The sequence below is a fragment of the Pseudomonas sp. RW10S2 genome (genome assembly GCF_014268985.1).
GTDB classification, from domain to species: Bacteria; Pseudomonadota; Gammaproteobacteria; order Pseudomonadales; family Pseudomonadaceae; genus Aquipseudomonas; species Aquipseudomonas wayambapalatensis.
On the sequence record NZ_JABWRO010000004.1, the window covers coordinates 59,434 to 85,499 of the forward strand.

Consider the following 26,066-nt stretch of genomic DNA (forward strand, 5'->3'; position numbering starts at 1 on the left):
CTCTTACTCCTCTGCACCGGCAGCTGGTTGCATACTCGTTTCCACACCCTTGGTAGTGGCCAGGTCTTTGCTGCCTGCTTCTTCGTGGCTCGGACGACCACGGTTCATGCCTTCGTACTTGTCGACGATGAGCTGGAACGTGTCAGGCGAAGCCTCGCTGTACAGCGCGACTGGGTTGTTTTCGCTTGGTTTGGCCAAGGCGTCGTATTCGGCCTTGTCCAGCTTCTTCGGCGAGGCCTTCACTTGCGCGACCCATGCATCGAAGTCGGCTTGCGAAGTGGCGGTTGCCTTGAATTTCATACCGGTGAAGCCAGCACCGCTGTAGTTCGCGGAGATACCGTCGAACTCGCCATTTTCGTTGGCGATCAGGTGCAGCTTGGTGGTCATGCCGGCCATCGCGTAGATCTGGCCGCCCAGCGCAGGGATGAAGAACGAGTTCATCACGGCGTCGGAGGTCACGCGGAAGTTGACCGGGGTGTTAGCCGGGAAGACGATCTTGTTGACCGTGGCAATGCCCTGCTCCGGGTAGATGAACAGCCATTTCCAGTCCAGGGCGACCACGTCGATCTGCACCGGCTTCACATCGGAATCCAGCGGACGATAAGGGTCGAGCTTGTGGGTGGAGTGGTAGGTGACGTAGCCCAGGGCGATGATGATCAGGATCGGGATGATCCACACCGCGGCTTCGATCTTGGTCGAGTGCGACCAGTCGGGGGTGTAGGTGGCAGCCTTGTTGGAAGCACGGTACTTCCAGGCGAAGACCAGGGTCATGATGATGACTGGCACCACGACCAGCAGCATCAGGCCGGTAGCGATGAGGATCAGGTTCTTTTGCTCAATGCCGACCTGGCCCTTCGGGTCGAGCAGGGTCCAGTTGCACCCACTGAGTAAAAGCATGCCTAAAAAGGGCAATATGCCAAACAGTCTGGGGTAACGCTTTTTACTCATCTCACGACCTCTAGATCAGCTTGCTTCAATGCAATGTGTTTTGTTCGCCAACACTTCGTCCTGCCAAGCGTTAGCATTTCGAGCTCGAACCCGCGCCTGCCTGGGATCCGACTGCTGGATCTGGGCGTTGAGCGCATGGACGAGCTTGGGGTTTTCTTAGGCTAAAGGCCTGTACTTCAGACCAATTCCATTTGGTGCGGGAAAACGCGGAGGGGTGTCCGCCCGGATCGCCGTTGGGCGAAACTTGTCGAAGTCAGCAAAAGGAGCGCTGGGGCTTCCTTCAATCCTGCGACTCGCAAGCAGTGCCGAACGGAAATTGGGGGCGATTGTAGATAGGTCGCCCCCCCTTGACTATGACTTATTGAGCAACAGTCTTTTACAGAATTTGTAATAATCCTGCCTGAAAAATCAACTTCGCGACAGTTTGTCGCACCCGGCTTGATAGCCCTGAAACCCTTGTATTACAAGGGCTCAATGTTGATCAGGATCAGTCTCTGGGGAAATTTTGCCGGTTATCTCACCGTGCAATAGACCTGCATCAAATCGGGACTTTTGTCTAAGCCCGGCGCCGATTCCGATAGATGCCCAGCGGCACCAGGATGGCAGTGAGGACGAAGGCCACCAGCGCCCATTGCGCCAGCGACAGACCCAGGATGGGCGGGTACGGTGTGGTGCAGAAACCGTCGACCTGGAATGCCAGGGGCCAGAGCCGCGCCAGGGGCAGGTCGTCGACGATTGGTTGCAGGACATCGACGCCGCAACTGGCGTACGGGTTGGCGAGTATATACACATGGTTGCCGGCCGCAACGATTCCGCCAATTGCGCTGAGCACGACCAACGCCTCGAAGAAGGTCAGGCTCCGTCGTCCGGGCATGGCCGCGGCAATGAACGCGAACAGCGCGATCAGCAGCAAGGCATAGCGCTGCAGGATACACAGCGGGCAAGGTGCCTCGCCTAGCACGACCTGCATGTACAGCGCGCCGCCGATCAGCGAGAGGCAGATTACCCCCAACAGCACGAGGAAGCGCCGTTCCCGATTCAGGCGCAGGGTTTGTTCGTTCATTGCCGATTCCTTGGATGGATAGGTGGCAGCGTGTTCCGCCTGCCTGGCGCAAGTCTACACGCAGGGATGGTCTCTTAGCGTGTCGAGGAAGCGGCGAGACAGCGCTGCGCAGGGCTATCCGGAGATGCTGTGACCGGTGTTGGCGACATCGGTTCAACCTTGGCCGGTAAAAAAAGCGGCTGCCCGGGCGTCGCGCAGGGACCAGCCCCTCGACACCCGGGAGTGAAGGATACAGTGATTAAAGCAGGATTAAAGATGAAAGCTGCGGGACGCTGTTCATCCTTCTTTATATATGCACAGGCCAACCCCTCCGACTTGCCCGCGAAGACGCCAGCCTGGTCAGTAGATCATTCCAGAGCAGCCGCCGGCCCGAAGAATTCGTAGCGGCTCTGCGCATCCGGAACCCCCAGCCCCTTCAAGTGACGACGGATCGCCGCCATGAAGCCCTTCGGCCCAAGGAAGTAGGCATCCACGTCACGCTCACGCGGCAGCCACTCGGCCAGCAGATCCTGGCCCAGCAGGCCGACTGCATTCGCATCCCGGCTGCCGTCGTCCTCGGCGTAGCAATAAAAACGCTGCAGTTGTGGATGTTGCGCAGCCAGACCGTCGACCCAGTCACGGAAGGCGTGTACCGAACCGTTGCGCGCACAGTGGATGAAGTGCACCCGACGCTCGGTCTGCAGCGCCGCCTCGAGCATCGCCAGGGTCGGGGTGATGCCGACACCACCACTGATCAGTACCAGCGGCTTGTCGCCAGCCGCCAGAGTGAAGTCGCCCGACGGCGGGAACAGCTTTAGGGTGTCGCCGACCTGCAGTTGATCATGCAGATGGTTCGACACCTTGCCCCCGGCCTCGCGCTTGACGCTGATGCGGTACTGCTGACCATCGCACAATGCCGAGAGCGAATAGTTGCGGCGTTGCTCGGCACCGTAGATGAACAGCTGCAAGCCGATGTACTGACCCGGCTCGGCCTTGAGTACCGGCTTGCCATCGACCGGAGCGAAGTAGAACGAGACGATCTCGCTGCTTTCCTGCTCACGGCGCACCACACGAAAATCGCGAGCACCGCGCCAGCCACCGTCGGCCTCCTCCTTGGCCTTGTACAGGCCCTCTTCGGCGCCGATGAGGATATCAGCCAGCTGGCCATAGGCTGCGCCCCAGGCAGCGATCACCTCCGGGGTGGCGATGTCCTTGCCCAGCACTTCCTCGATGGCGCGCAGCAGGCAACTGCCAACGATGGGGTAGTGTTCGGGCAGGATCTGCAAGGCCACATGCTTGTTGATGATCTGTCCAACCAGGCCACCCAGTTGCTCCAGTTGGTCGATATGGCGGGCATACATGAGCACACCGTTGGCCAGCGCACGCGGCTGGTCACCACTGGCCTGGTGCGCCTGGTTGAACAGGGGACGGACCTCGGGGTACTCGCTGAGCATCATCTTGTAGAAGTGGGTAGTCAGCGCCTCGCCACCGCTTTCGAGCAGCGGGACAGTGGCCTTGATGATTGCACGTTGGTCGGCATTGAGCATTGCAGTGACTCCTGAGCCTTGGGCTTCGAATGGTTACCCAGACCATCGCAATTACGATGCCAAAAAATAAAACATTATAAATCAATGAGTTATAAATAAAATTGTCAATATGACCAATGCGCGAGCATGGTCATATCGACAACATAGAGTCTAAATGACAACGGCCTGAGTCAGCAGACATGCGCCGACTCAGGCCGTTGCTCACAACACCAACGCTATTACGCAGCGTTGCGCTCGACCGAATAGGTCACCGATACATCAACTTCCTCGAAGGGCAGAATATCCGCGTTACCCACAGTGAAGCTGAACGGGAACCCGGTGAACGTCTTGGTCTCGGTGTAGGCAGGCGGGGTATTGCCGACAGCCGCCTCCCAACGCAGCGTGACCCTGTCGTTCACACGCAGAGGAGCATTTGCCGGCACCTCGATGATCGCGTTGATGGTATCCGATGGCAGCGACGCGCCCGCACCACTGCCCTCCACCTGGGCGCAGGTCGGTGCAGGAAAATCGACTGCCGCACTGTCCAGAACGCTGTAGACGTGCTCGGGCGAAGATCGCGTGATACCGAATTCCGGGGTAAGCACCGAATAGCTCAAGGTCAGGGTGCCATCCACCGCCGGGATAAGTAGCGGTAAATCGACCTCAAACACGAGTTCGTTTTTTTCTCCCCCCACAGGAACGGTCAGGTCTGTTCGCCAGGTCGCGCCGCCGCTGCCACCGCTCCTGGCCGTCCAGGCCAAGGTGACGACATCCCCTGCGCTTTGCCCAGGATAGAGAGGGATGCGCACGTGAACCTTGTCTGTGGTCAGGTCGGCAAGATCGATGACATCGCCTGTTGCCTCGACCAGGTCCGGGCGTTGCAACACAATGCCCTCCCCGACAATGGTGAGCGAGCGCCGGCGAGAAGGTCTGGCTGCACCACCAGCGGCAGGTATCGACTCATAAAAGACAGTGGCCAGGCCATTCACCACCAGCACCGCAAAGAGATAGGGCAGGCTGAAGATCTTGTCGCGTGTGCCGGTGATCGTTCTGATGGGCCAGTCATAACGCACTTCTCTTGCATCGGTTCCGGCACTGAGCCCGACCCAATGCATCGTGACTCTATCGCCGGGCGTATAACCGACATAGTCCGGCAAGTAGATGGTCACATCCTGCCCCGCCAACGGCACCAGATCCAGCTGGTAGGGTGGACTCTCCGCACTTTCGACTTCAGGTGCCGCGAGCGCATCGGGATCTTCGACCTTTACATAGGCCGATGGAGACGGCCGCGAGTAGTTCTGCACCCGATCACGGATCTCGTAGTAGACCCGCAGGTCTTCGCCGCTTCCGCCCTTCTCTATCACATCCGCCGGAACATCAATCACCCAATTCTTGCCTACGTCGCCTGCGCCCAGGCGTGCCCCCACATGACGAACACCGCTCCAGATCAAGGTGACCTGGTCATCCGGCTGCATGAAACGCCAAGGCACGATCGAAACGCGTACCGGAGTGGTTGGGGATTCGATCGTGGAGGGCGTTACTAAAGGCGCGACAAGAAATTCGTTGACCGGCGTTTCCGGATCGGGATCAAGCCCCCCGGGCACACGCAGGTCGATCAAGACCTCTCTGTACTGCGAGTAGCGCCTGGATGTTGAGATCGGGTCATACAGCGAGTAATAGAAATAACCGAAATAAGGATAGGGAATCTGCTCGTCCGCTGGCAGTTTCAGGTCACCCTTGACCACACCGAAGCTCAACCAGCCTCGCGCCTGCATTTCGGCATCCAACAGGTAAAACTGCACTGCAGCCTCAGACGGATCGGCTTGCGGCGGTTGCGTAACTGGCTTGGTAGGCGTCCAGAAAAGACTGATCTCATCACCCTGGCGATACGCCTCGGGCAACTTCGCCAACATCGGCACGACACGCTCTGGATCAGACAACTCATTCCAACCCAGGCCATCGCGTTGCGGTCCTCCGGAATCCATGTCAGTGATGACCAGTGGATTCAGCTCACCTGCCAGAGCCGACACCGGCAGCCGACCAAGGAACATCTCTCGTTTGGTCATTGCAGATTACCCTCGCCTGTTGAAAAGGATGTTCGACCAGTCCCGCACACGCACAAAGCGCCTTGGCCGCAGTTGTCGCTCGACTCTACCCTCCGCACGCGAAGCCGTAACCTGACAGTTTTACCAGGTCCGATTGCCGTTCAGCCTGCTGCATCGCTGCAAGCGGACCTTGACGTCAGCCCGACAACTCGCCGACCGTATGGTCAACACGCCGTTCCGGAAAACCCGCATGTTCGCAAAACCCCTCCTCACCGCCCTCCTGCCTCTGGTCAGCGATCTGTCTCGCGACCTGCCGGACCAGGAACGCTATCGCCGCCTACTGCAATCCATGCGCAGCCTGCTACCGTGCGATGCTGCAGCACTGCTGCGCCTGGATGGAGAGTGGCTGGTGCCGCTTGCGGTCGACGGCTTGTCGACAGACACCCTGGGGCGGCGTTTCAAGGTCAGCGAGCATCCACGTTTCGAGATACTGCTCAGTCGGCCTGAGCCGACGCGCTTTGCCAGTGACTCCGAACTGCCTGACCCCTACGATGGCCTGGTCGCTGCAATTGATGCAGACCTGCACGTGCACGACTGCATGGGCTGCCCGCTGATGGTCGACGAACGCCCCTGGGGCTTGCTGACCCTTGACGCCCTCACCCCGGGCCGGTTCCAGAGCCTTGAACTCGGCGCCCTCCAGGCATTCGCAAGCCTCGCTGCGGCAACCGTCACCGTCGCCGAGCGCATCGAGAAGCTGGCCCTGCGCGTGGAAGACGAGCAGCAACGCGCGGAGGTCTACCGACAAGCCAACGACCAGCGCAAGGAACTGATCGGCCAGAGCCCGGCGCACAAGCACTTGCTGGAAGAAATCCGCCTGGTGGCAGGCAGCGATCTGACCGTATTGATCACCGGAGAGACCGGTGTCGGCAAGGAGTTGGTCGCGCTGGCACTGCACCAGGCCAGCAAGCGTGCGGACAAACCAATGGTCAGCCTCAACTGCGCCGCCTTGCCCGATACCCTGGTCGAAAGCGAACTGTTCGGTCATGTCAGGGGCGCCTTTACCGGCGCTCATGGCGAGCGGCGCGGCAAGTTCGAACTCGCCCACGGCGCAACATTGTTTCTCGACGAAGTCGGCGAGCTGCCTCTGTCGGTACAAGCCAAACTGCTACGGGTATTGCAGAGCGGCCAACTGCAGCGCCTGGGCTCGGACCACGAACACAAGGTAGATGTGCGCCTGATCGCCGCCACCAACAGAGACCTGGCCAGCGAAGTGCGCAACGGGAACTTTCGCGCCGATCTTTACCACCGCCTCAGCGTATACCCACTGCAGGTTCCACCGCTGCGCGAGCGAGGACGGGACATATTGCTGCTGGCAGGTTTCTTTCTCGAGCAAAACCGTTCGAGACTGGGGCTGGACAGCCTGCGCCTGAGCAGCGAAGCCCAGACGTCACTAGTGGCTTACGACTGGCCAGGCAACGTGCGTGAACTGGAACACCTGATCGGACGCTCGGCGCTCAAGGCCCTCGGTCAGCACCCCGAACGCCCGCGCATCCTCACCCTGCAAGCAGCAGACCTCGACCTTCGCACTACGCTGCCGACAAAGGCGGCTTCATTGGCCCCCATCGAGCCTGCCCTGCCGTTGCCCGAGGGTGGTCTGCGCGAAGCCGTCGACGCTTACCAGCGCCAAGTGATCGATAACTGCCTGCAACGGCATCAATACAACTGGGCCGCAGCGGCACGGGAACTTGGCCTGGACCGGGCCAATCTCGGCCGCCTGGCTCGTCGACTCGAGTTACGCTGAGCCACGCGGTGCATCGATGCGGCCCGGCAAGGGCGGGTAAAATAATGCGCCTCTTCCGATATCGGTATCCGCAAAGAGGCGCAAGGACAACGTCAACTAACGGGCTGGCGTGATATCTACTTCGATATCCATGAGGCGAGACAGCACGCTGTAGTTACCCGCTTGGTCTTGCACCCGGTAACCAAAGTAGCGCAAACCATTCGAGAGCTGCGCGCGTGTGAAATACACCACTTGAGTCGCCCTGGGATCGTCGACCACCCTGCTGACGCCCAGATATTCGCCCAACCCCTCGTCCGCAGACGAGCCCAGCCACAACTCGATTTTATCGCCCTGTTCACCATACAAGTAAGCGTGAACATTAACGGCCAGTCGGTCATTGACCAGATCGGTATCCCTGATACCGTTCCTCACTTGTTCAGGGGTAAAGCCCAACGCGGAAAGGGCATTTCCACCTGGCGCTCGGCGGTCCAGACGCACGCTGACCGGCAAGTTGGCGACCCCCCCCGTTTGGGTGACGGTATCAAACAGCTCGTAATCCAACGTGAACGTCTCATCGGCGCCCTCCCGTGGAAAGTCCTTCTGCTCGATATTCAGTTCGAATTGAACCACTTCGGGATCGTTCAACTCTTCTGTCGTCAATCGGTAAGGCCTGCCATAGCCCTCGAAGTCACGCAGCAGACGGAGCTCATGCGCAGGGGTCATGACATCGGCCTTGGTAATCTGAACGACCAAGTCGTTCTTCAGGTATTCGACAGGCACGATACCGGTGTCGGCATCGCGGCCAGGAATCGAGAGCGGTTGCAGAGGACCGTTCATCCGTGAGGTTTTACTCACTTCGCGCAGTGCCGTTTGTACGCCTGCGCCAAAGCTGGAGGATGTCATCTGCGTATCAACAGCAAAGCTCAGCAGACACTGCCCCCCTCCGTCATTTAATGCGATATACACATAGGCTACAGGCGCCCGCACCGGAATTTCCAGATCATTGATCAATGAGTAGTTCAATTCCGCACCATTGCGGCAGATGCGCTGCAACAGGGTGCGGTACAGCAGGGGCACCTCATAGTATCCCTGGTCAAGATCAGCTTGGGTCAGTGGCACGTTGGATGCCTCGAGGCGAGTACCGGGAAGCGGGGTCCATGGTTTTTCCGGAGGTTTGACATCGTTGCCCGTGTTAAAACCTTCGAAGAAGTAACTCAGTCTGGGGTTGCGTCCTATTTCTATGTTGGCGACACCCGCCAGAGGAATTCGGAACATCGTATCCCTCCTGCCAACGTCGAATTGGATGACTCGGTAGACCCCGCCTGTGTGTTCGTCTTCGTAATCGACCGCTTCCGGGAAGCTCCCCAACTGAAGCGGCGTAGTCCCGCCCGGCAGCTCCGAGCCGGCGGAGACAACGACTTCCTGATCGGGAGATCTGGCCGTTACAGGGGTAGTACCGCCACCAGGCAAATCCAACTCACGGGTAATGACAAAGAAGATTTTCGGTGTGCCTGTTCCGACCGCTTCGATCACATCGGCGAACGGAACCTCAATGCTGATATCGCTGCCTTCATTTGCCGTAGTGATCACGGTCGGCACGATAGGCGCGGAGATCGTGTCATAGGTCAGTTGAATGCTGTCGCCGATCTTCCAGATCGGCTGATTATCTCCAACCCTGGCACGGGAAATCTTTACACTGGCGGCTTTGCCAAAATCTTCAGGCAGGATGGTGTTGGGTGGACTGGAACCACAGGTAAGTACTGCAGGCCTGATTAACTCATGAACCGGTGTTTCCGGATCCGGATCCGGATCCGGACCACCGGGTGACTCAAGATTGATATTTACAATGGTATCGGGAGAAGGCACAACCGGCTCAGAACCACGCCTCAAAGAATAGTTGATCGTGGTCTGCCCGAGAGGCCGCTTTGCGACGGTAGCGTAGGGAACCCGGATGATCGTGAGTGGGTCTTTGTCCAGGTCGGCCGACTGCAGGATATAAGGGAATGTATCGCCCTCCCAGGTCAGGGTGATGAGATCCCCCGCGGCAGGCGTACCGACTGTGTAAGTGGGTATTTCTACCTCGATAAAGGGCGTGGCATCATTATAGGTAATCAGCCCCTTTGCAGCCGCCGGCACTACAGCCGCGGCCAGCCCCGGTTGATCCAGATAGACCGGGATCTCCGTAGTGCTTGAAAGACTGCTGACATTACCTGACCAATCCGTTACCCGGTAACCGAAATAGAGTTTGCCGCTTCCACCGAAGACGGTGAGCTGTTCCCGGGTGAAGTGAACATCCAGGATATTAACCGGGTCAGCAACGTCAAATGCCGGGGTCAGGTAGAACCGCTCGTCCTCGGCATCAACGTTGGAAACCCATAACTCGACTTTGTCCTCAGCCTCACCATCGTGATAAGGGTCAATCTTGACCTTTAATAGATCACCCTCCATATCGGCTTCCGTAATCCCCCTGAGCTGTTCACCGGTAAAGAAGATACCCGGGAGATTATCGCCACCCGGCGCCAACCGGTCGAAACGCAACGAAATAGGGCGCAGAGACAAATTACCTCTATTTGAAATAGGGTCAAAAACTCGGTAATCCATCGTGTACGTGACGTCGGCACCCAGTGGTGGAAAGTCTGCCATTTTAAAGGGAATAGAAAAAGCCGTGACCGTATTATCATCAAAGCCCAGGTCTGCCAACCTGTATTTGGCACCGAAAGGTTCACCATTTCGATACAGTTCAAGACTGTCTTGACGACGCATGTCTTGCGCCCGCGGAATAATAACTTCCACGTCGTCCGACAGAAAATCTTTGTGTATACGTCCCCCGACAGGGTCACGGTTAGGAATAGTCATTTCTTCGAGCAATATCTCCGCAGCCGGTGCAACACTTCCCTGCCGGCGGCTCTTGATATTCATCCTTGTGTTCATGTTCATGCCCTCACCCAATCTGATTTACCTGATATCAAGTGCGCAGCGTTTAAACAACAAACATGCTCTCACCCACGAGACAACACATATCGCCCGTGACTCAGAACGACCCAGCCACATCACCATTCGTTGTCTACCAGCAAAAACATACAAGCATGAATATTCAATGCCGTAACCTAGCATTTTTAACAGGTGTGCGATCTCGAAACAGACTTCTATACTCGCTCTCATATCAAGTGCATGCGCTGCTCGGAATACGTGTACCGGGCACCGGGCGATGTTGAAACCTATCCGTTTGGAGCATGAGCCAATGCAAGGAAGCATTTCAGTCAAGAATCCGCCTATCCAAAGCGTGCTGTGCTTGTTTGCCCTTCTCGCAGCCCCCCTTGATGCCGCCACACTTCCAGCGGGAGGTTCGGCGACCGTAAGAGCCGGCGACGTGAGCGAACGCTGGACACTGACTGCCGCCACACTGCTCATCGAGCCCGGAGGGCAGGCGCTGGACATTTATGCTGACCCAGATTCCACAGTCACGCTGGACGGCGCCACAGTACGAGGCGGCAGTCGAGCGGCGCTTGATCTCATTGAGAGCCAAAGCACTATCCGCAACTCATCGCTGACCTCCACCGGTAATATGGGGCTTTCGGTTTCCACCGGTTTAGTCTTCAACGGCCGAACTTCGACCGCCTTGGTGGAAGGTAGCGAGATCAGCGGCTTCGGTCGTGGGTTGAATGTCTCGGGAAGCAGCAGTGCAACGTTGATCGACTCCACCTTGACCGGTACCGGCAACCCGACAGACTTCATCGTCTACAGCGGTCTTGGCATGTCGCTGGTCGGCGGAGAGGCGATTCTGAGAAACAGCACGGCAACCGGTAGCAACATCGCTGCGGCGTTGCTTGCAGTGGATGATGGCCATGCGAATTCGCGACTGGTGGTGGATCACTCCAACCTTATATCCCAGAGCGGTAGCGCCATCGTAGTCAGCAACCTTGGTATCGATCCGATGCTGGGACAGATCGAGATTCGCAACAACTCGAGCGTAACTGCCGCCAACGGCATCCTGCTGCAGGTCGGTCTCCCCGATGAAGCGCCCGCAGCCGTCACTCAGGCGCATCTGCTTATCGACTCCAGCACCCTTGCCGGAGATATTCAGGTGGCCGCTCATGCGTCAGCGGATGTAGTCATGGCCAATGGCGCCAGTCTGACCGGCAATGTGAACAACATCCGCAGCCTGTCCATGGCTGCCAGCACACTGAACGGCACGATCAACCAGCCGGTCGGCTCCAGCGCAACGGTGAGCATGACAGCACAATCGAGCATCGTGGGTGATGTCACCAACGTCGCCGCATTGACGCTGGATGCGAGCAACCTGACCGGCAGTGTCAGCACAAGCCCTGGCAGTGCCAGCGAGCTGACCCTCGCCAATGGAGCAACGCTGACCGGGACTGTCAGCAACGTTCTCGGCATTGCGCTGGACAACAGCCGGATGACCGGCAATATCCTTCACGATTCACCTGCCACAGGCACGTTGAGCCTGGCCAACGGTTCAAGCCTGATGGGTACCGTGACCAATGCAAAAGCCACCGAGATAGGTGATCGCTCCCGCTTCGACATGGTCAATAGCTCGAATGTCGGAGCATTGAACCTGCAAGGTGGTGTGGTGAATCTGCGGGGTGGCAATGACGAGTTTCGGGTGCTCACGGCAAGCAGCCTCGACGGCACCGGGACATTTGCTCTGGGTACCGACCTGGCCGATGGTCGCAGTGACCTGGTCAACATCGAAGGCCTCGCGCGTGGCAGCTACGGCATGACTATCCAGAACAGCGGAGCAGATCCCACAGCAGGAGGCACCGCTCAACGCGTGGTACATACCCAGGGTGGCGATGCCAACTTCAAGGTCCTCAGCGATAACGGCCTGGTCGATCTCGGTGCGTTCTCCTACTCACTGGAGCGCCAGGGCAATGACTGGTACCTGACCCAACGCCAGGACGATCCGATCATCTCACCTAGCACGCAGATGGCCGTTGCAGTATTCAGCGCCGCCCCGACCGTATGGTATGGGGAACTCAGCACCTTGCGCAGTCGCATGGGCGAATTGCGTGGTGGTTACGACCAAGGTGGCTTCTGGGGGCGCACCTATGGCAACAAGTATCGTGTCTCGGCGGCAGACCAGGTGCATTACCAGCAAGTGCAGCAAGGCGTCTCCATAGGTGTCGACAGGGCACTGCCAACCGAGAGCGGACGCTGGTTGCTCGGTATCATGGGAGGGTACAGCGACTCCCGGCTCAATATGCGCCTGGGCAGTGACGGTCGAGTGGACAGCTATTACCTGGGAGTGTACGGCACCTGGTTGGCCGACAGCGGCTATTACATTGATACGGTGATCAAGGCAAACCGCTTCGAGAACAAGGCTAACGCGCGCATGAGTGATGGGCACAAGGCCAAAGGTGAATACAACAATTATGGCTTCGGGGGATCCGTCGAAGCCGGACGGCATTTCAAGCTCGATGACAACTGGTTCATCGAGCCTTACCTCCAGGCGTCCGCGCTTTGGGTCAGCGGCGAAAACTACAGCATGGACAATGGCATGGAGCTCAAGAGCAACAAGGCCAACTCATTGCTGGGCAAGGCCGGCGCCCATGTAGGCAAAACCATCGCCCTGCAATCGGGTGGTTACGTACAGCCTTACGTAAAACTGGCAGCCGCTCGCGAATTCGCCCGCAACAATGATATTCGCGTCAACAGCACCACTTTTCATGATGATCTGTCTGGCGGGCGAGGCGAGCTCGGCGCAGGCGTAGCCATCCAGCTGGCAAATGCGCTGCAGTTGCATGTCGACCTTGATTACAGCAACGGCAAGAATATCGAGCAACCGTGGGGTATGAATATCGGATTCAACCTAGCCTGGTAAGGGCCAATAGCAGCCTGCTTGTGCACTCGGCCGCGACCCAAACCCCAGACTATTCCTACATACAACTTCCGAGACCTCCGATCAAATTCAGATCTTTTTTGACCGGAGATCTCCATGTTTTTCAAGACCACGCTGGCAATATTGAGCGCTGGCGCATACGCGAGTACAGCGATGGCGGCTGATGTCATTCTGCGTCCCGGCGAAAGCCGTGAGGTAAACAGGGACACACCGATGCATCGCTACTACCTAGTCGGCCAGAACACCCTCAATGTAAGTAGCGGCGCTCAAACGGGAAGAATCCTTGCTACAGACAATTCACGTGTAAACATCAACGATGGCCGCGTGCACAGCGTGGGCGAAAACGCGCTCAGCCTGTACAACAGCCATGCAGAGATAGATGCCAGCACCATTACAGCCTTCATCGACCCATCTCGGCCAGGGCGTTCGCTGATCGGAATTGCGCTCTCCGGCGACCAACAAGCCTCCAGCGCACGCATCACCAATAGTAAAGTCCAGGCCACTGGTCGCGGTATCAACATAAGCCAAAACGCCACTCTTGACCTTGCCAATACCTACGTCGAAGGCTTGGCAGGCGCTGACGAAGAGGGCCCCATTGCCGGCGGAGTCGGTCTGGTGATTGCCGGCGCCACTGCATCTGTTCGCGCGGGCAGCGTCATCACTGGCGACAACAATGGCATCGTCATGCTGCCCGATGTCACAGATGGTTCTGCAACCAAGGCCAATCTGGTACTGGACCAGTCAAGTGTGATCGGTCGTGAGGGCAGTGCTATCAAGGTGCTCCGACATATCGACGATGAAGACGTGAACATCGAAATCAACAACGGCTCCACCCTTTCGGGCGGTAACGGCATGATTCTCGAGGTTAGCGAAGGCGCTCGCGCCAATGCGGCGATCAACAACAGCCATCTGACCGGCAACATCGTGGCCGACAAGAACTCCACCTTGAATATAAGCTTGGCTGATCATGCCAGCTTGACGGGTTCCATCGAGAATGCCGCCTCGCTGAAGATCGATGCCAGCTCCAGCTGGTCCCTGACCGGCGATTCCAGCGTCGACAAGCTGAACCTCTCGGACGGCACCGTGAACCTGCGCGGCCCTGGAGGCAGCACTGGCTTCAACCGCCTGCAACTGGGCGAGCTGTCTGGCTCGGGCACCTTCGTGCTTGGCGCCGACCTGGCCACCGGCCAAGGCGACTTCATCGACGTCAGCGGCAAGGCCAGCGGCGAATATCGCCTGCTGGTGGAAAGCACCGGCACCGACCCGAACGCCGCAGTGATCGACCATCAGGTCGTGCACACCGGCGAGGGCAGCACCTCGCAATTCGACTTGATCGGCGGCCAGGTGGACTTCGGCACCTTCGCCTACGAACTGGAACAGCGCGGCGACGACTGGTTCCTGGTACGCAAGGGCAACACCACCACCCCGGGCACACGCACGGTCACCGGTCTGTTCAGCGCCGCGCCTACCGTGTGGTACGGCGAGGCAACCACCCTGCGCTCGCGCATGGGCGAGCTGCGCAACGGCAACACCCAAGGTGGTGGCTGGCTGCGCACCTACGGCAACAAGCACAAGGTATCTGCAGGCGCCGGTGCCGACTACAACCAGGTACAACAGGGCATTTACTTCGGTGCCGACGCGCCACTGCCGTCGAACGGCAGCCAGTGGCTGCTGGGCGTGACGGGCGGCTACAGCCGTTCGGACCTCGATTTGTCCGCCGGCACCACCGGTAAGGTCGACAGCTTCCATCTGGGCATGTACAGCACCTGGCTGGCGGACGATGGCCTTTACATCGATGCACTGCTCAAGGCAAACCGCTTCCAGAACACCTCGGACGTGCGCATGAGCGATGGCCGCAAGGCCAAGGGCAAATACAGCAACAACGGGATCGGCGCCTCGATCGAAGTCGGCAAGCACATCAAGCTGGACGACGGCTGGTTCGTCGAACCCTATACCCAGCTGTCCACGCTGTGGGTCGACGGTGCCAGCTACAACCTGGACAACGGCATGCACGCCAGCGCTGCCAATGCCGACTCCTTGCTGGGCAAGGTCGGTAGCCATGTCGGCCGTACCTTCCCACTGGATAAAGGCGGTTTCGTGCAGCCCTACGTAAAGGTCGCAGCAGCCCACGAGTTCGCTCGCAACAATCAGGTCAAGGTCAACGACAACAAGTTCGACAACGACCTGTCGGGCAGCCGCATCGAGCTCGGTGCAGGTGTGGCCGCGCAAGTCACCGACACGGTGCAGGTGAATGCAGGATTCGACTACATGAAAGGCAACAACATCGAACAGCCTTGGGGAGTCAACCTGGGTGCGCGTTACAGCTGGTAATCCTTCAGGGGCCGCAAGGCCCTCTTTTTTGCCTAAAGCCTGAACGGCCAAGGCCGATAACCCGGCATCCACTCCCTTTTCCGACATGCCCGAAGGTTATCCATGGCCACGCAAAATGCCCGCGCGGACTCGCTGTCCCTGCTGCTGTTCACCCTGCGCAGCGGCAAGCTGATGGCTATCAACCTGCTCAAGGTCAGCGAGATCATTCCCTGCCCGCCCCTGACCAAGCTTCCCGAGTCGCATCCCCACGTCAAAGGCGTAGCGACCTTGCGCGGCAACTCGCTGTCGGTGATCGACCTGTCGCGGGCGATCGGCGAAATGCCACTGGCCGACCCCGATGGCGGCTGCCTGATCGTCACCGACATCAGCCGCACCCGCCAAGGCCTGCACGTGCAGGCGGTCAGCCGCATCGTCCATTGCCTGAGCACCGACATCAAGCCGCCGCCGTACGGTTCGGGCAACCGCTCCTTCATCACCGGCGTGACCCGGGTCGACAACACGCTGGTGCAGGTGCTGGACATCGAGAAGGTCATCCACGGCATCGCCCCGCCGGAACCTGAAACGCATCCCGGCGAGCTCAGCGCAGAAGACGCCAGCCTGCTGGCCGCCGCCAACATCCTGGTGGTGGACGACAGCCAGGTGGCGCTGCAGCAATCGGTGCACACCCTTCGCCACCTCGGCGTCGAATGCCATACCGCGCGCAGCGCCAAGGATGCGATCAATGTCCTGCTGGAGCTGCAGGGCACCGCCCAGGAAATCAACATCGTGGTGTCGGACATCGAAATGTCCGAGATGGACGGCTACGCCTTCACCCGCACCGTGCGCGAGACCCCGGACTTCAAGCACCTCTACGTGCTGCTGCACACCTCGCTGGACAGCGCCATGAGCGCCGAAAAAGCCAAGGTCGCAGGCGCCAACGCGATTCTCACCAAGTTTTCCTCGCCCGAGCTGACCGACTGCCTCGTCGTCGCGGCGCGAGCGGTCGGCTTCGCCGAGCGCTGATACATCTGGCGACACAATGCCTTCACTTGATGGTGGGGAGGACTCGGGCATAATCACTCCCCTTCCGAGGTTTTCTTGCCGGTATCGCTTATGACCCCTCTTCGCATTGCCCTGATTGCCCTCGCCATGACCAGCGGTCTTGCCCAGGCCTCCAGCCCCGACGCCTGGAACGAGTACCGCCAGCAGATGGTCAAGCGCTGCCTGGCCGCCAGCCAGTTCAAGGACGCCCACGCCCTGGGCAAGCCCGCTGAATTCGACGACCGCACCGCCTATAGCGCCCTGCTGATCGAAGGCGTGTACAAGCCAAAATACATGAAGAACCAGACAGGCACCGAACTGTGCCTGTACGACCGCGCCCAGCAGCAAGCCTACGTCACCGAATGGAAGCCAGGCGCCAAGTGAGCGACGGCATTCGTTTCGCCTGCACCGGCTGCGGCAAGTGCTGCACCGGCCACCATGTACCGCTCACGCTCGCCGAGTCCCGCCAGTGGGCTGCCAGTGGCGGCCAGGTCGTGGTGCTGATCGAAGGCTTCATCACCGATGGCCCGGGCATGCCGGTCGAGCAACGCGATCATGTGCTGCGCCGTTCGCTCGCCGTGCCTTGCGGGAGTGCAGAGGTGCGGGTCTCGGTGACCTTCGCGGCCTTCAATCCAGGGCGCTGTCGCAACCTGGATGCCAACAACCTGTGCGGCATCTATGAAACACGCCCGCTGGTCTGTCGTATCTATCCGGCCGAGGTCAACCCGCACCTGCCTCTGCGCGTCGAAGCCAAGGATTGCCCACCCGAAGCCTGGCAACAAGGCCCGCAACTGATCATCGGCAACAGGGCCGTCGATCCGCAACTGGCCGCACTGATCGAAGCCTCGCGCCAGGCCGACCGCGACGACATCGCCGCCAAGGTTGCGGTCTGCCAGGCGTTGGGCATGACCACCAGCGCGCTCAAGGGCAACGGTTTCACCGCCTGGCTGCCAGACATGCAGGCGTTTCTCGCGGCGCTGGATCAGACGAGCGATCAAGCGCTCGTGCCATGGACAGTGCATGTGCAAGATGTCGAACTGGCCGACGGGCTGCAGGGGCATGGGCTGCTGACGACCGGCGAAGCGCCGGTGTACTACGCCTTTATCGGGTTCTGAGCTGGAATCTGCGGTGCCCTTTTCGCGGGCAAGCCCGCTCCCACAAAAAAAAGCAGTCCTAGCCCCTGTGGGAGGGGCTTGCCCGCGAAAAGGGCACCGCCAGCCTCACTGACAGCGCCGCCAGAACTCATCCGCCAACCGCCGCAGATCCTGCGCCAGCCCCGCCACATCACTGGCACTGCTGTGACTGCGCTGCCCCACATCCACCGTCGCCTCGCTGGCCTGGCGAATACTGACGATATTGCGGTTGATGCTCTCGCTGACCTGGCTCTGCTGCTCCACCGCCGCCGCGATCTGCAAACTCATCTCGTTGATCTGGTTGACCCGCACGCTGATGCTGTCGAGCGCATCGCTGGCCAGGCGCGCCTGCTCGACGCTATGCCCGGCATGGGTGCTGCTCTGACGCATCACCTGTACCGCCGCACGGGTACCCTCCTGCAAGGCAGCGATCATGCGCTGGATCTCGTGGGTCGACTGCGCGGTACGCTGGGCCAGGCCACGCACCTCGTCGGCGACCACAGCAAAACCACGCCCCTGGTCGCCGGCACGCGCCGCCTCGATGGCGGCATTGAGTGCCAGCAGGTTGGTCTGCTCGGCAATGCCACGGATCACATCGATGACCCCGGAAATCTCGCCGCTGTGGTTTTCCAGTTGCTGGATCACCTCGCTCGCCTCCACCAGCGAACCGGCCAGGTCCTGGATCGCGCAGCGGTTGCGGTCGACCACTTGATGACCCGACTGGGTTTCGTCTTCGGCCTGGTCGGCAGCCATCGCCGCCAACTGCGCGCTACTGGCAACCTGGGCGACGCTGGCGCTCATCTGGTGGATCGCCGTGGCGACCTGGTCCGCCTCGCTCTGCTGCTCGAGGCTGTTGGCATGGCTGGCCTGCAGGGCTTCGGCCAGCGATCCGGAATGCCCGGCCAGGCGTGTCGAGGTATCGCCTATGCGCCCGACCACCGCCCCCAACTGCGCCTTGAGCATGCGCATGGCGAAGTCGATCTGGCCAATGTCATCGCGCCGCCCCGTGTACAACTGCTGGCTCAGTGGATTGTCGGCCACCGCCAGGGCCTGGGCACGCAGACGCTCGAACGGGCGCAACAGCCCCCACACGGCCAAGCTGCTCAGGCCCGCTGCCGCCAGCCACTCGATCAAAGACACCTGCCAGGCGCCGGCCGACCAGCCCTGCCCGACGCCGATCACCAGCGCCAGCACAGCGCCAATGCCCAGCGACAGCCGCGCCCGCAGGCCCGGCACCGGCAGACGCTCGCGCCAGCGCCACCGCCCTTCGCGCAAACGTGCATAGCAGCGCTCGGCCGCCGCGACCTGCTCGTCGAGTGGACGGGTGCGCACCGACTGGTACTCGACCGTCTGCCCCGCACTGCCGATGGGCGAGACGAAGGCGCTGACCCAGTAGTGATCACCGTTGCTGCAGCGGTTCTTCACCAGCCCCATCCACGAACGACCGGCCTTGAGCGTCTGCCACATCTGCTCGAAGGCCTGGGCAGGCATGTCAGGATGGCGGACCACATGATGCGGCTGGCCGAGCAACTGCTCGCGGGCAAACCCGCTGATACGCACGAAATCATCGTTGGCGTAGGTGATGCGGCTATCGAGGTCGGTGGTGGAAAGGATGTTGGCATCACCGGGATAACCCACTTGGCGACCGGTAACAGGCATATTGCACTTCATCGGAGGCTCTCATTGTTGTCGGGACAATCGGGAGGGCGTTCGACTCTAGGGGCAAACCCCGGACGGGCATTGATCCAGCGCAATGCCTTGGCAATTGGCCATCAATGATTGGAAACTGTCAGCGCTGTCAGCCAGGCGTCACGTTGCCGACCCGGTTGGGGGGCTATAAGCAGAAAAAGGACAGGACATAAAGCCGGTTATCTAGGTGTTCTGTTCGCGGGCAAGCCCCCTCCCACAGGTACTTCCGTAACAGATGGTGTGCGAGCGGGCTTGCCCGCGCAGAACACGACACGTAACCAACCCTGCCAACTGACCGGTACCAGCACCGATGCGACGTCCCTCCCGCTCCTTCGTTCTCGCCACCCTGGCCATCCTCCTGCTGATCGCCGTGGCCGGTTGGTTGCGCCTGCGCCAGGACACGCCTGCCCCACGCGCGCAAAATGCCGTGCCGGTCAGGGTGGTCAGCGTCACCCAGCAGGACGTGCCGCGCTTTGCCAGCGCCATCGGCTCGGTACTGTCGTTGCACAGCGTCGATGTACGCCCGCAGGTCGAGGGCATCCTGACCCAGGTGCAGGTCAAGGAGGGCCAATGGGTCAAGGCAGGCGACCTGCTCGCCACCCTCGACGACCGCGCGATCCGCGCCAGTCTCGAGCAGGCTCGCGCCCAACTCGACCAGAGCCAGGCACAGTTGCAGGTGGCCGGTGTCGACCTCAAGCGCTACCGCCTGCTGAGCAGCGACGACGGCGTCTCGAAACAGACCCTCGACCAGCAACAGGCGCTGGTGAATCAACTGCAGGCCACGGTCAAGGGTAACCAGGCAGCCATCGCCAATGCCGAAGTGCAGCTGTCGTACACGCAGATCCGCTCACCGGTGACCGGTCGCGTCGGCATTCGCAACGTCGACCCCGGCAACCTGGTGCGCAGCAGCGACACCCAGGGTCTGTTCAGCGTCACCCAGATCGACCCGATCGCTGTCGAGTTCGCCCTGCCGCAACAGATGCTGCCTAGCCTGCAGAACCTGCTCAAAGCCCCGTCACCAGCGCTGGTCGAGGCCTACATGGACGCCGACGGCGAACGCAGCCTGCTGGGCCAGGGCCACCTGGCGCTGATCGATAACCAGGTCTCGGCCAACACCGGCACCGTGCGTATCAAGGCCGAGTTCGACAACAAGGATGGCCGCTTGTGGCCGGGCCAACTGGTGACCATTCGCCTGCGCACCGCCATCGACGAGAACGCCCTGGTGGTGCCACCACCCGTGGTGCAGCGAGGCATCGATGGCCATTACGTCTACCGCCTCGATGGCGACAAGGTTGCCAGCGTGCCGGTGAAGGTGCTCTACCAGGACAGCGACCTGAACGTCATCGCCGGAGTCAAGGCCGGTGATCGCCTGGTGCTCGACGGCCAGTCGCGCCTCAAGCCCGGGGCACGGGTCGAGGTCGCCCCCGACCTGCCCGCCAGCCCCGAAGTGGCTGACCGCCGGAGCCAGCCATGATCACCCGCAAAGGGGTTTCGGCCTGGTGCATCGACCACCCCATCGCCACCCTGCTACTGACCTTCGCCCTGGTGCTGCTGGGGGCCATCGCTTTCCCGCGCCTGCCGGTGGCCCCCTTGCCGGAAGCCGACTTCCCGACCATCCAGGTGACCGCGCAGCTTCCCGGCGCCAGCCCTGAAACCATGGCATCCTCGGTGGCGACGCCGCTGGAGGTACAGTTCAGCGCCATCCCCGGCATGACCCAGATGACCAGCAGCAGCGCCCTGGGCTCGACCACGCTGATCCTGCAGTTCACCCTCGACAAGAACATCGACACCGCCGCCCAGGAAGTCCAGGCCGCGATCAACACCGCCACTGCGCGCCTGCCGCAGGACCTGCCCAGCCCACCGACCTGGCGCAAGGTCAACCCGGCCGACAGCCCCGTGCTGGTGCTGACCGTCAGCTCCGAGCAAATGCCCGGCAACGAGCTCAGCGACTACACCGAAACCCTGTTGGCGCGCCAGCTCAGCCAGATCGACGGGGTCGGCCTGATCAACATCACCGGCCAACTGCGCCCCGCGATCCGCGTACAAGCCCAGCCCGAGAAGCTCGCGGCCATCGGCCTGACCTTGGCCGATATCCGCCAGGCCATCCAGCAGACCAGCCTGAACCTGGCCAAGGGCGCGCTGTACGGCGAGCACAGTGTCTCGACCATCGCCGCCAACGACCAGTTGTTCCACCCCGAAGACTACGCCCAACTCATCGTCAGCTACCGCAACGGCGCCCCGGTACGCCTGCAGGACGTGGCCAAGGTGATCGAAGGCGCCGAGAACGCCTACGTCAAAGCCTGGTCCGGCGACAAACCCGGGCTGAACCTGGTGATCTTCCGCCAGCCTGGCGCCAATATCGTCGACACCGTGGATCGCGTGCTCGACGCCCTGCCGCGGTTGCAGGAAATGCTTCCAGCCTCGGTCGAGGTGTCGGTGCTCAACGACCGCACCCAGACCATCCGCGCCTCGCTGCATGAAGTGGAACTCACTCTGATGATCGCGGTGATACTGGTGATCGGGGTGATGGCGCTGTTCCTGCGCCAGTGGTCGGCAACCCTGGTCGTCTCCAGCGTGCTGGGGGTGTCGCTGATCGCCAGTTGCGCACTGATGTACGTGGCAGGCTTCAGCCTCAACAACCTCACCCTGGTGGCCATCGTCATCGCCGTGGGCTTCGTGGTCGATGACGCCATCGTGGTGGTGGAGAACATCCACCGTCACCTGGAAGCCGGAGACGACAGCCGCACGGCGGCAATCAAGGGCGCCGGCGAGATCGGCTTCACGGTCATCTCTATCAGCTTCTCGCTGATCGCCGCGTTCATTCCACTGCTGTTCATGGGCGGCGTGGTCGGGCGTTTGTTCAAGGAGTTCGCCCTGACCGCCACCTCGACCATCCTGATTTCGGTGGTGGTGTCGTTGACCCTGGCGCCGACCCTCTGCGCCTTGTTCATGCGCAAACCGCCGCAGGAACACCACGACGGCTTCGGCCAGCGCCTGGTGCGCTGGTACGAAAAGGGCCTGGACCACGCCCTCGCCCACCAGCGCCTGACGCTGGGTGTATTCGGCCTGACCCTGGCGCTGGCAGTGGTCGGCTATGTCGCCATCCCCAAGGGCTTCTTCCCGCTGCAGGATACCGGCTTCATCCTTGGCACCAGCGAGGCCGCCGCCGATGTGTCGTACCCGGCGATGATCGAAAAGCACCAGGCGCTGGCGAAGATCATCGAGGCCGACCCTGCGGTGCGCGCCTTCTCCCATTCCGTCGGGGTCACAGGCAGCAACCAGACCATCGCCAACGGCCGCTTCTGGATCAGTCTCAAGCCCCGCGGCGAGCGCGATGTGTCGGCCAGCGAGCTGATCGACCGCCTGCGCCCGAAACTTGCCCAGGTGCCCGGCATCGTCCTGTACCTGCGCGCCGGCCAGGACATCAACCTCAGCTCCGGCCCGTCGCGCACCCAGTACCAGTACGTGCTCAAGAGCAACGATGGCGTGGCCCTGAACCTGTGGACCCAGCGCCTGACCGACCGCCTGCGGGAAAACCCGGCGTTCCGTGACCTGTCCAACGACCTGCAGCTGGGCGCCAGCGTCACCCGCATCGACATCGACCGCCAGGCCGCCGCTCGCTTCGGCCTGACCACCACCGACGTCGACCAGGCGCTGTACGACGCCTTCGGCCAGCGCCAGATCAGCGAGTTCCAGACCGAGACCAACCAGTACAAGGTGATCCTCGAACTCGACGCCCGCCAGCGCGGCAAGGCCGAGAGCCTGAACTATTTCTACCTGCGCTCGCCGTTGTCGGGCGAGATGGTGCCGCTGTCGGCCCTGGCCCATGTCGCACCGCCCAGCACCGGCCCGCTGTCGATCGCCCACGACGGCCTGTTCCCGGCCGCCAACCTGTCGTTCAACCTCGCCACCGGCGTGGCCCTGGGTGATGCGGTGCGCATCCTCGAACAGACCCAGCGCGAGCTGGGCATGCCCGATGCCATCGTCGGCAGTTTCCAGGGCGCGGCCCAAGCGTTCCAGAGTTCATTGTCGAGCCAGCCTTGGCTGATCCTCGCAGCACTGGTGGCGGTGTACATCATCCTTGGCGTGCTCTACGAGAGCTTCGTACACCCGCTGACGATCATCTCCACCCTGCCCTCGGCGGGCCTCGGTGCGCTGATCCTGCTCTGGGCCATGGGCCAGGACTTCACCATCATGGGGCTGATCGGCATCGTGCTGCTGATCGGCATCGTCAAGAAGAACGGCATCCTGCTCATCGACTTTGCCCTCGACGCCCAACGCAACCAGGGCATGACGCCCGAGCAGGCAATCCACCAGGCCTGCCTGACACGCTTCCGGCCGATCATCATGACCACCCTCGCCGCCCTGCTCGGCGCGGTGCCTTTGATGTTCGGCTTCGGAGCCGGTGCCGAGCTGCGCCAGCCGCTGGGCATCGCGGTGGTCGGTGGCCTGCTGGTCAGCCAGGCGCTGACGCTGTTCACCACCCCCGTCATATACTTGGCCCTGGAGCGCCTGTTCCACCGCCGCAAGGTCGCCAACGCGGCCGCGACCGCCAGTTGAGACAAACTCATGCGTGTGCTGATCGTCGAAGACGAAGAAAAAACCGCCGACTACCTGCATCGCGGCCTGACCGAGCAGGGCTTCACTGTCGATCTGGCCCGTGATGGCATCGATGGCCTGCACCTGGCGCTCGAGGGCGACTATGCGGTGATCGTGCTCGACGTCATGCTCCCGGGCCTGGATGGCTACGGCGTGCTGCGCGCCCTGCGTGCACGCAAGCAGACCCCGGTGATCATGCTCACCGCCCGCGAGCGCGTCGAGGACCGCATTCATGGCTTGCGCGAAGGTGCCGACGACTACCTGGGCAAGCCGTTCTCCTTCCTCGAACTGGTCGCCCGCCTGCAGGCTCTGACCCGCCGCAGCACCAGCCATGAGCCGCTGCAGATCCAGGTCGCCGACCTGTGGATCGACCTGATGGCACGCAAGGCCAGCCGCGCGGGCCAGCGTCTGGAGCTGACCGCCAAGGAGTTCTCGCTGCTCAGCGTGCTGGCCCGGCGCCAGGGCGAGATCCTGTCCAAGACCGCCATCGCCGAGCTGGTCTGGGACATCAATTTCGACAGCGACGCCAACGTTGTCGAGGTCGCGATCAAGCGCTTGCGCGCCAAGCTCGACGGGCCGTTCGACAACAAGCTGCTGCACACCATCCGAGGCATGGGCTATGTCCTGGAAAACCGTGCGGGCTAACTCCCTGGCCCTGCGCCTGTCGCTGCTGTTCACGCTAGTGGCGCTGGCGGTGTTCGTGCTGATCGGCAGCGCGTTGTACCGCCAGGTCGACCGCAGCCTCGACCTGCTGCCGGCGGCCGAGCTGGATGCACGCTTCAGCGTGCTGGAGTCCACCCTCAACCGCTTCGGCACCCTGGAACACTGGGCGAAGATCCACAACAAACTCAACCTGCTGGCCGAAGAAGACCGGCGCATCCGCTTCTGGGTGGTCAGCGATGATCCGCGCTTCGAGTACGGCCACCCCAACGAGCAGTTGCGCCGCTTCGCCCAGGGCCCGGAAGGCATGCGCGACCTGCGCCTGGCCGACAACCCCTATCCGTTCAAGATCCTGGTCAGCCAACTGCCGGCCCTGGGTGAACGGCCGGCGGTACGCTTCATGATCGGTATCGACACACAAACCTTCTGGCAGGCCCAGCACAGCCTGCTGGTGGCCATTGTCGGCCTGGCCGTGCTCGGTGTGTTGCTGGCCTCGCTGCTCGCCTACTGGGTCGCACGCATCGGCCTGCGCCCGCTACTGGCGCTGTCGGCAGAAGCCCAGGCGCTGGCCCCGCCACGCCTGGACGGCCGCCTGCGCACCCAGGACCTGCCGCCGGAGCTGGCGCAGTTTGCCAAGGCCTTCAACGCCGCGCTCGACCGGGTCAGCCAGGCCTATTCGCGGCTCGAAGCCTTCAACGCCGACGTTGCCCACGAACTGCGCTCGCCGCTGACCAACCTGATCGGCCAGACCCAAGTGGCCTTGACCCGCGGGCGCAGCGCCGAGCACTACTTCGAAGTGCTGCAATCGAATCTGGAGGAGCTCGAGCGGTTGCGCAGCATCATCAACGACATGCTGTTCCTGGCCAGCGCCGACCAGGGCAGCAAGGCCACTGCACTGACCCAGGCCTCGCTGGCCGAGGAAGTGGCGACCACCCTCGACTACCTGGACTACATCCTTGAGGATGCACGCGTCAGCGTCGAGGTCAGCGGCGATGCCCAGGCCCCAATCGAAAAGGCACAACTGCGCCGCGCGCTCATCAACCTGCTGAACAACGCGGTACAGCACACTGCGCCCGGGCAAGTGATCCAGGTACGGATCGATGTCGATAAGGAGCGGGTCAGCATCGCCGTGAGCAACCCCGGGCCGGCTATCGACAAGGCCCACCTGCCGTTGCTGTTCGAGCGTTTCTATCGGGTCGATGCCGCGCGCAGCAACAGCGGCGGTGGTAACCATGGGTTGGGCTTGGCGATCGTCAAGGCCATTGCGCTGATGCATGGCGGCAGCGTCTTTGTACGCAGCGAAGAGGGCGCCAATACTTTCGGCATCAACCTGCCGAGCGCTCAACTACGCGGGTTTAGGGTAAAAGTCTGAAGACCCACGCAGCAATTCTTACTTTTTGCGCAAGAGTGATTATCCTCTGCGGTACTGTTTC

The 26,066-nt window shown here is 61.2% G+C and carries 16 protein-coding genes; 10 read left to right on the plus strand and 6 right to left on the minus strand.

Annotation, left to right across the window (positions count from 1 at the left end; translation table 11 throughout):
* Window positions 1–3: 3 nt before the first annotated feature.
* The 4 genes from cyoA to HU729_RS02100 form a co-directional block, all read right to left on the minus strand.
* A complete protein-coding gene (cyoA, locus tag HU729_RS02085) occupies window positions 4–948 on the minus strand; it encodes a ubiquinol oxidase subunit II (protein WP_186668304.1) in 945 nt (314 codons plus the stop codon).
* 556 nt (window positions 949–1,504) lie between these two features.
* The gene (locus HU729_RS02090) at window positions 1,505–2,011 is read right to left on the minus strand and encodes a disulfide bond formation protein B (RefSeq protein WP_054892511.1); all 507 of its coding nucleotides are present in this window, start codon (window positions 2,009–2,011) and stop codon (window positions 1,505–1,507) included.
* A 347-nt stretch (window positions 2,012–2,358) separates the two neighbouring features.
* The gene (hmpA, locus tag HU729_RS02095; protein WP_186708089.1) at window positions 2,359–3,537 is read right to left on the minus strand and encodes an NO-inducible flavohemoprotein; all 1,179 of its coding nucleotides are present in this window, start codon (window positions 3,535–3,537) and stop codon (window positions 2,359–2,361) included.
* A 218-nt stretch (window positions 3,538–3,755) separates the two neighbouring features.
* Window positions 3,756–5,582, minus strand: coding sequence for a hypothetical protein (locus tag HU729_RS02100; protein ID WP_186668306.1), 1,827 nt, complete (start codon window positions 5,580–5,582; stop codon window positions 3,756–3,758).
* Between the two features lie 229 nt (window positions 5,583–5,811).
* Here HU729_RS02100 and norR point away from each other — a divergent pair, with 229 nt between their 5' ends.
* The gene (norR, locus tag HU729_RS02105) at window positions 5,812–7,362 is read left to right on the plus strand and encodes a nitric oxide reductase transcriptional regulator NorR (protein ID WP_186708091.1); all 1,551 of its coding nucleotides are present in this window, start codon (window positions 5,812–5,814) and stop codon (window positions 7,360–7,362) included.
* Between the two features lie 96 nt (window positions 7,363–7,458).
* Here norR and HU729_RS02110 read toward each other — a convergent pair whose 3' ends face one another.
* The gene (locus HU729_RS02110) at window positions 7,459–10,260 is read right to left on the minus strand and encodes a hypothetical protein (RefSeq protein ID WP_186708093.1); all 2,802 of its coding nucleotides are present in this window, start codon (window positions 10,258–10,260) and stop codon (window positions 7,459–7,461) included.
* A gap of 451 nt (window positions 10,261–10,711) precedes the next feature.
* On the opposite strand from HU729_RS02110, the gene HU729_RS26020 reads away from it, so the two are divergent.
* From HU729_RS26020 to HU729_RS02135, 5 genes are all read left to right on the plus strand, one after another.
* Window positions 10,712–13,183 carry an autotransporter outer membrane beta-barrel domain-containing protein gene (locus tag HU729_RS26020; protein WP_186708095.1) on the plus strand — a complete coding sequence of 824 codons (2,472 nt, stop codon included), beginning with the start codon at window positions 10,712–10,714 and terminating at the stop codon, window positions 13,181–13,183.
* A 342-nt stretch (window positions 13,184–13,525) separates the two neighbouring features.
* Entirely contained in the window at window positions 13,526–15,532 is a 2,007-nt protein-coding gene (locus tag HU729_RS02120; protein WP_186708097.1) for an autotransporter outer membrane beta-barrel domain-containing protein, read from the plus strand.
* 102 nt (window positions 15,533–15,634) lie between these two features.
* Window positions 15,635–16,534, plus strand: coding sequence for a chemotaxis protein (locus HU729_RS02125; protein WP_054892508.1), 900 nt, complete (start codon window positions 15,635–15,637; stop codon window positions 16,532–16,534).
* A 90-nt stretch (window positions 16,535–16,624) separates the two neighbouring features.
* Window positions 16,625–16,936 carry a hypothetical protein gene (locus HU729_RS02130; RefSeq protein WP_186668314.1) on the plus strand — a complete coding sequence of 104 codons (312 nt, stop codon included), beginning with the start codon at window positions 16,625–16,627 and terminating at the stop codon, window positions 16,934–16,936.
* Window positions 16,933–17,667 carry a YkgJ family cysteine cluster protein gene (locus HU729_RS02135; protein WP_186708099.1) on the plus strand — a complete coding sequence of 245 codons (735 nt, stop codon included), beginning with the start codon at window positions 16,933–16,935 and terminating at the stop codon, window positions 17,665–17,667. Before HU729_RS02130 ends, HU729_RS02135 begins: the two co-directional genes overlap by 4 nt.
* A 105-nt stretch (window positions 17,668–17,772) precedes the next feature.
* On the opposite strand, the gene HU729_RS02140 is transcribed toward HU729_RS02135, so the two are convergent.
* Window positions 17,773–19,356 (minus strand): PAS domain-containing methyl-accepting chemotaxis protein, encoded by a 1,584-nt coding sequence (locus HU729_RS02140; RefSeq protein WP_186708101.1) that lies wholly within the window; start codon window positions 19,354–19,356, stop codon window positions 17,773–17,775.
* A 328-nt stretch (window positions 19,357–19,684) separates the two neighbouring features.
* Here HU729_RS02140 and HU729_RS02145 point away from each other — a divergent pair, with 328 nt between their 5' ends.
* The 4 genes from HU729_RS02145 to HU729_RS02160 are packed head-to-tail and all read left to right on the plus strand — an operon-like array spanning window position 19,685 to window position 26,005.
* Complete coding sequence (locus HU729_RS02145; RefSeq protein ID WP_186708103.1) at window positions 19,685–20,848, plus strand: efflux RND transporter periplasmic adaptor subunit; 1,164 nt, start codon at window positions 19,685–19,687, stop codon at window positions 20,846–20,848.
* A complete protein-coding gene (locus tag HU729_RS02150; RefSeq protein WP_186708105.1) occupies window positions 20,845–23,934 on the plus strand; it encodes a multidrug efflux RND transporter permease subunit in 3,090 nt (1,029 codons plus the stop codon). Before HU729_RS02145 ends, HU729_RS02150 begins: the two co-directional genes overlap by 4 nt.
* Window positions 23,935–23,943: 9 nt before the next feature.
* Window positions 23,944–24,618 carry a heavy metal response regulator transcription factor gene (locus tag HU729_RS02155; protein WP_063546106.1) on the plus strand — a complete coding sequence of 225 codons (675 nt, stop codon included), beginning with the start codon at window positions 23,944–23,946 and terminating at the stop codon, window positions 24,616–24,618.
* The gene (locus HU729_RS02160) at window positions 24,593–26,005 is read left to right on the plus strand and encodes a heavy metal sensor histidine kinase (RefSeq protein ID WP_186708107.1); all 1,413 of its coding nucleotides are present in this window, start codon (window positions 24,593–24,595) and stop codon (window positions 26,003–26,005) included. The genes HU729_RS02155 and HU729_RS02160 overlap by 26 nt, the downstream gene beginning before the upstream one ends.
* Window positions 26,006–26,066: the final 61 nt, after the last annotated feature.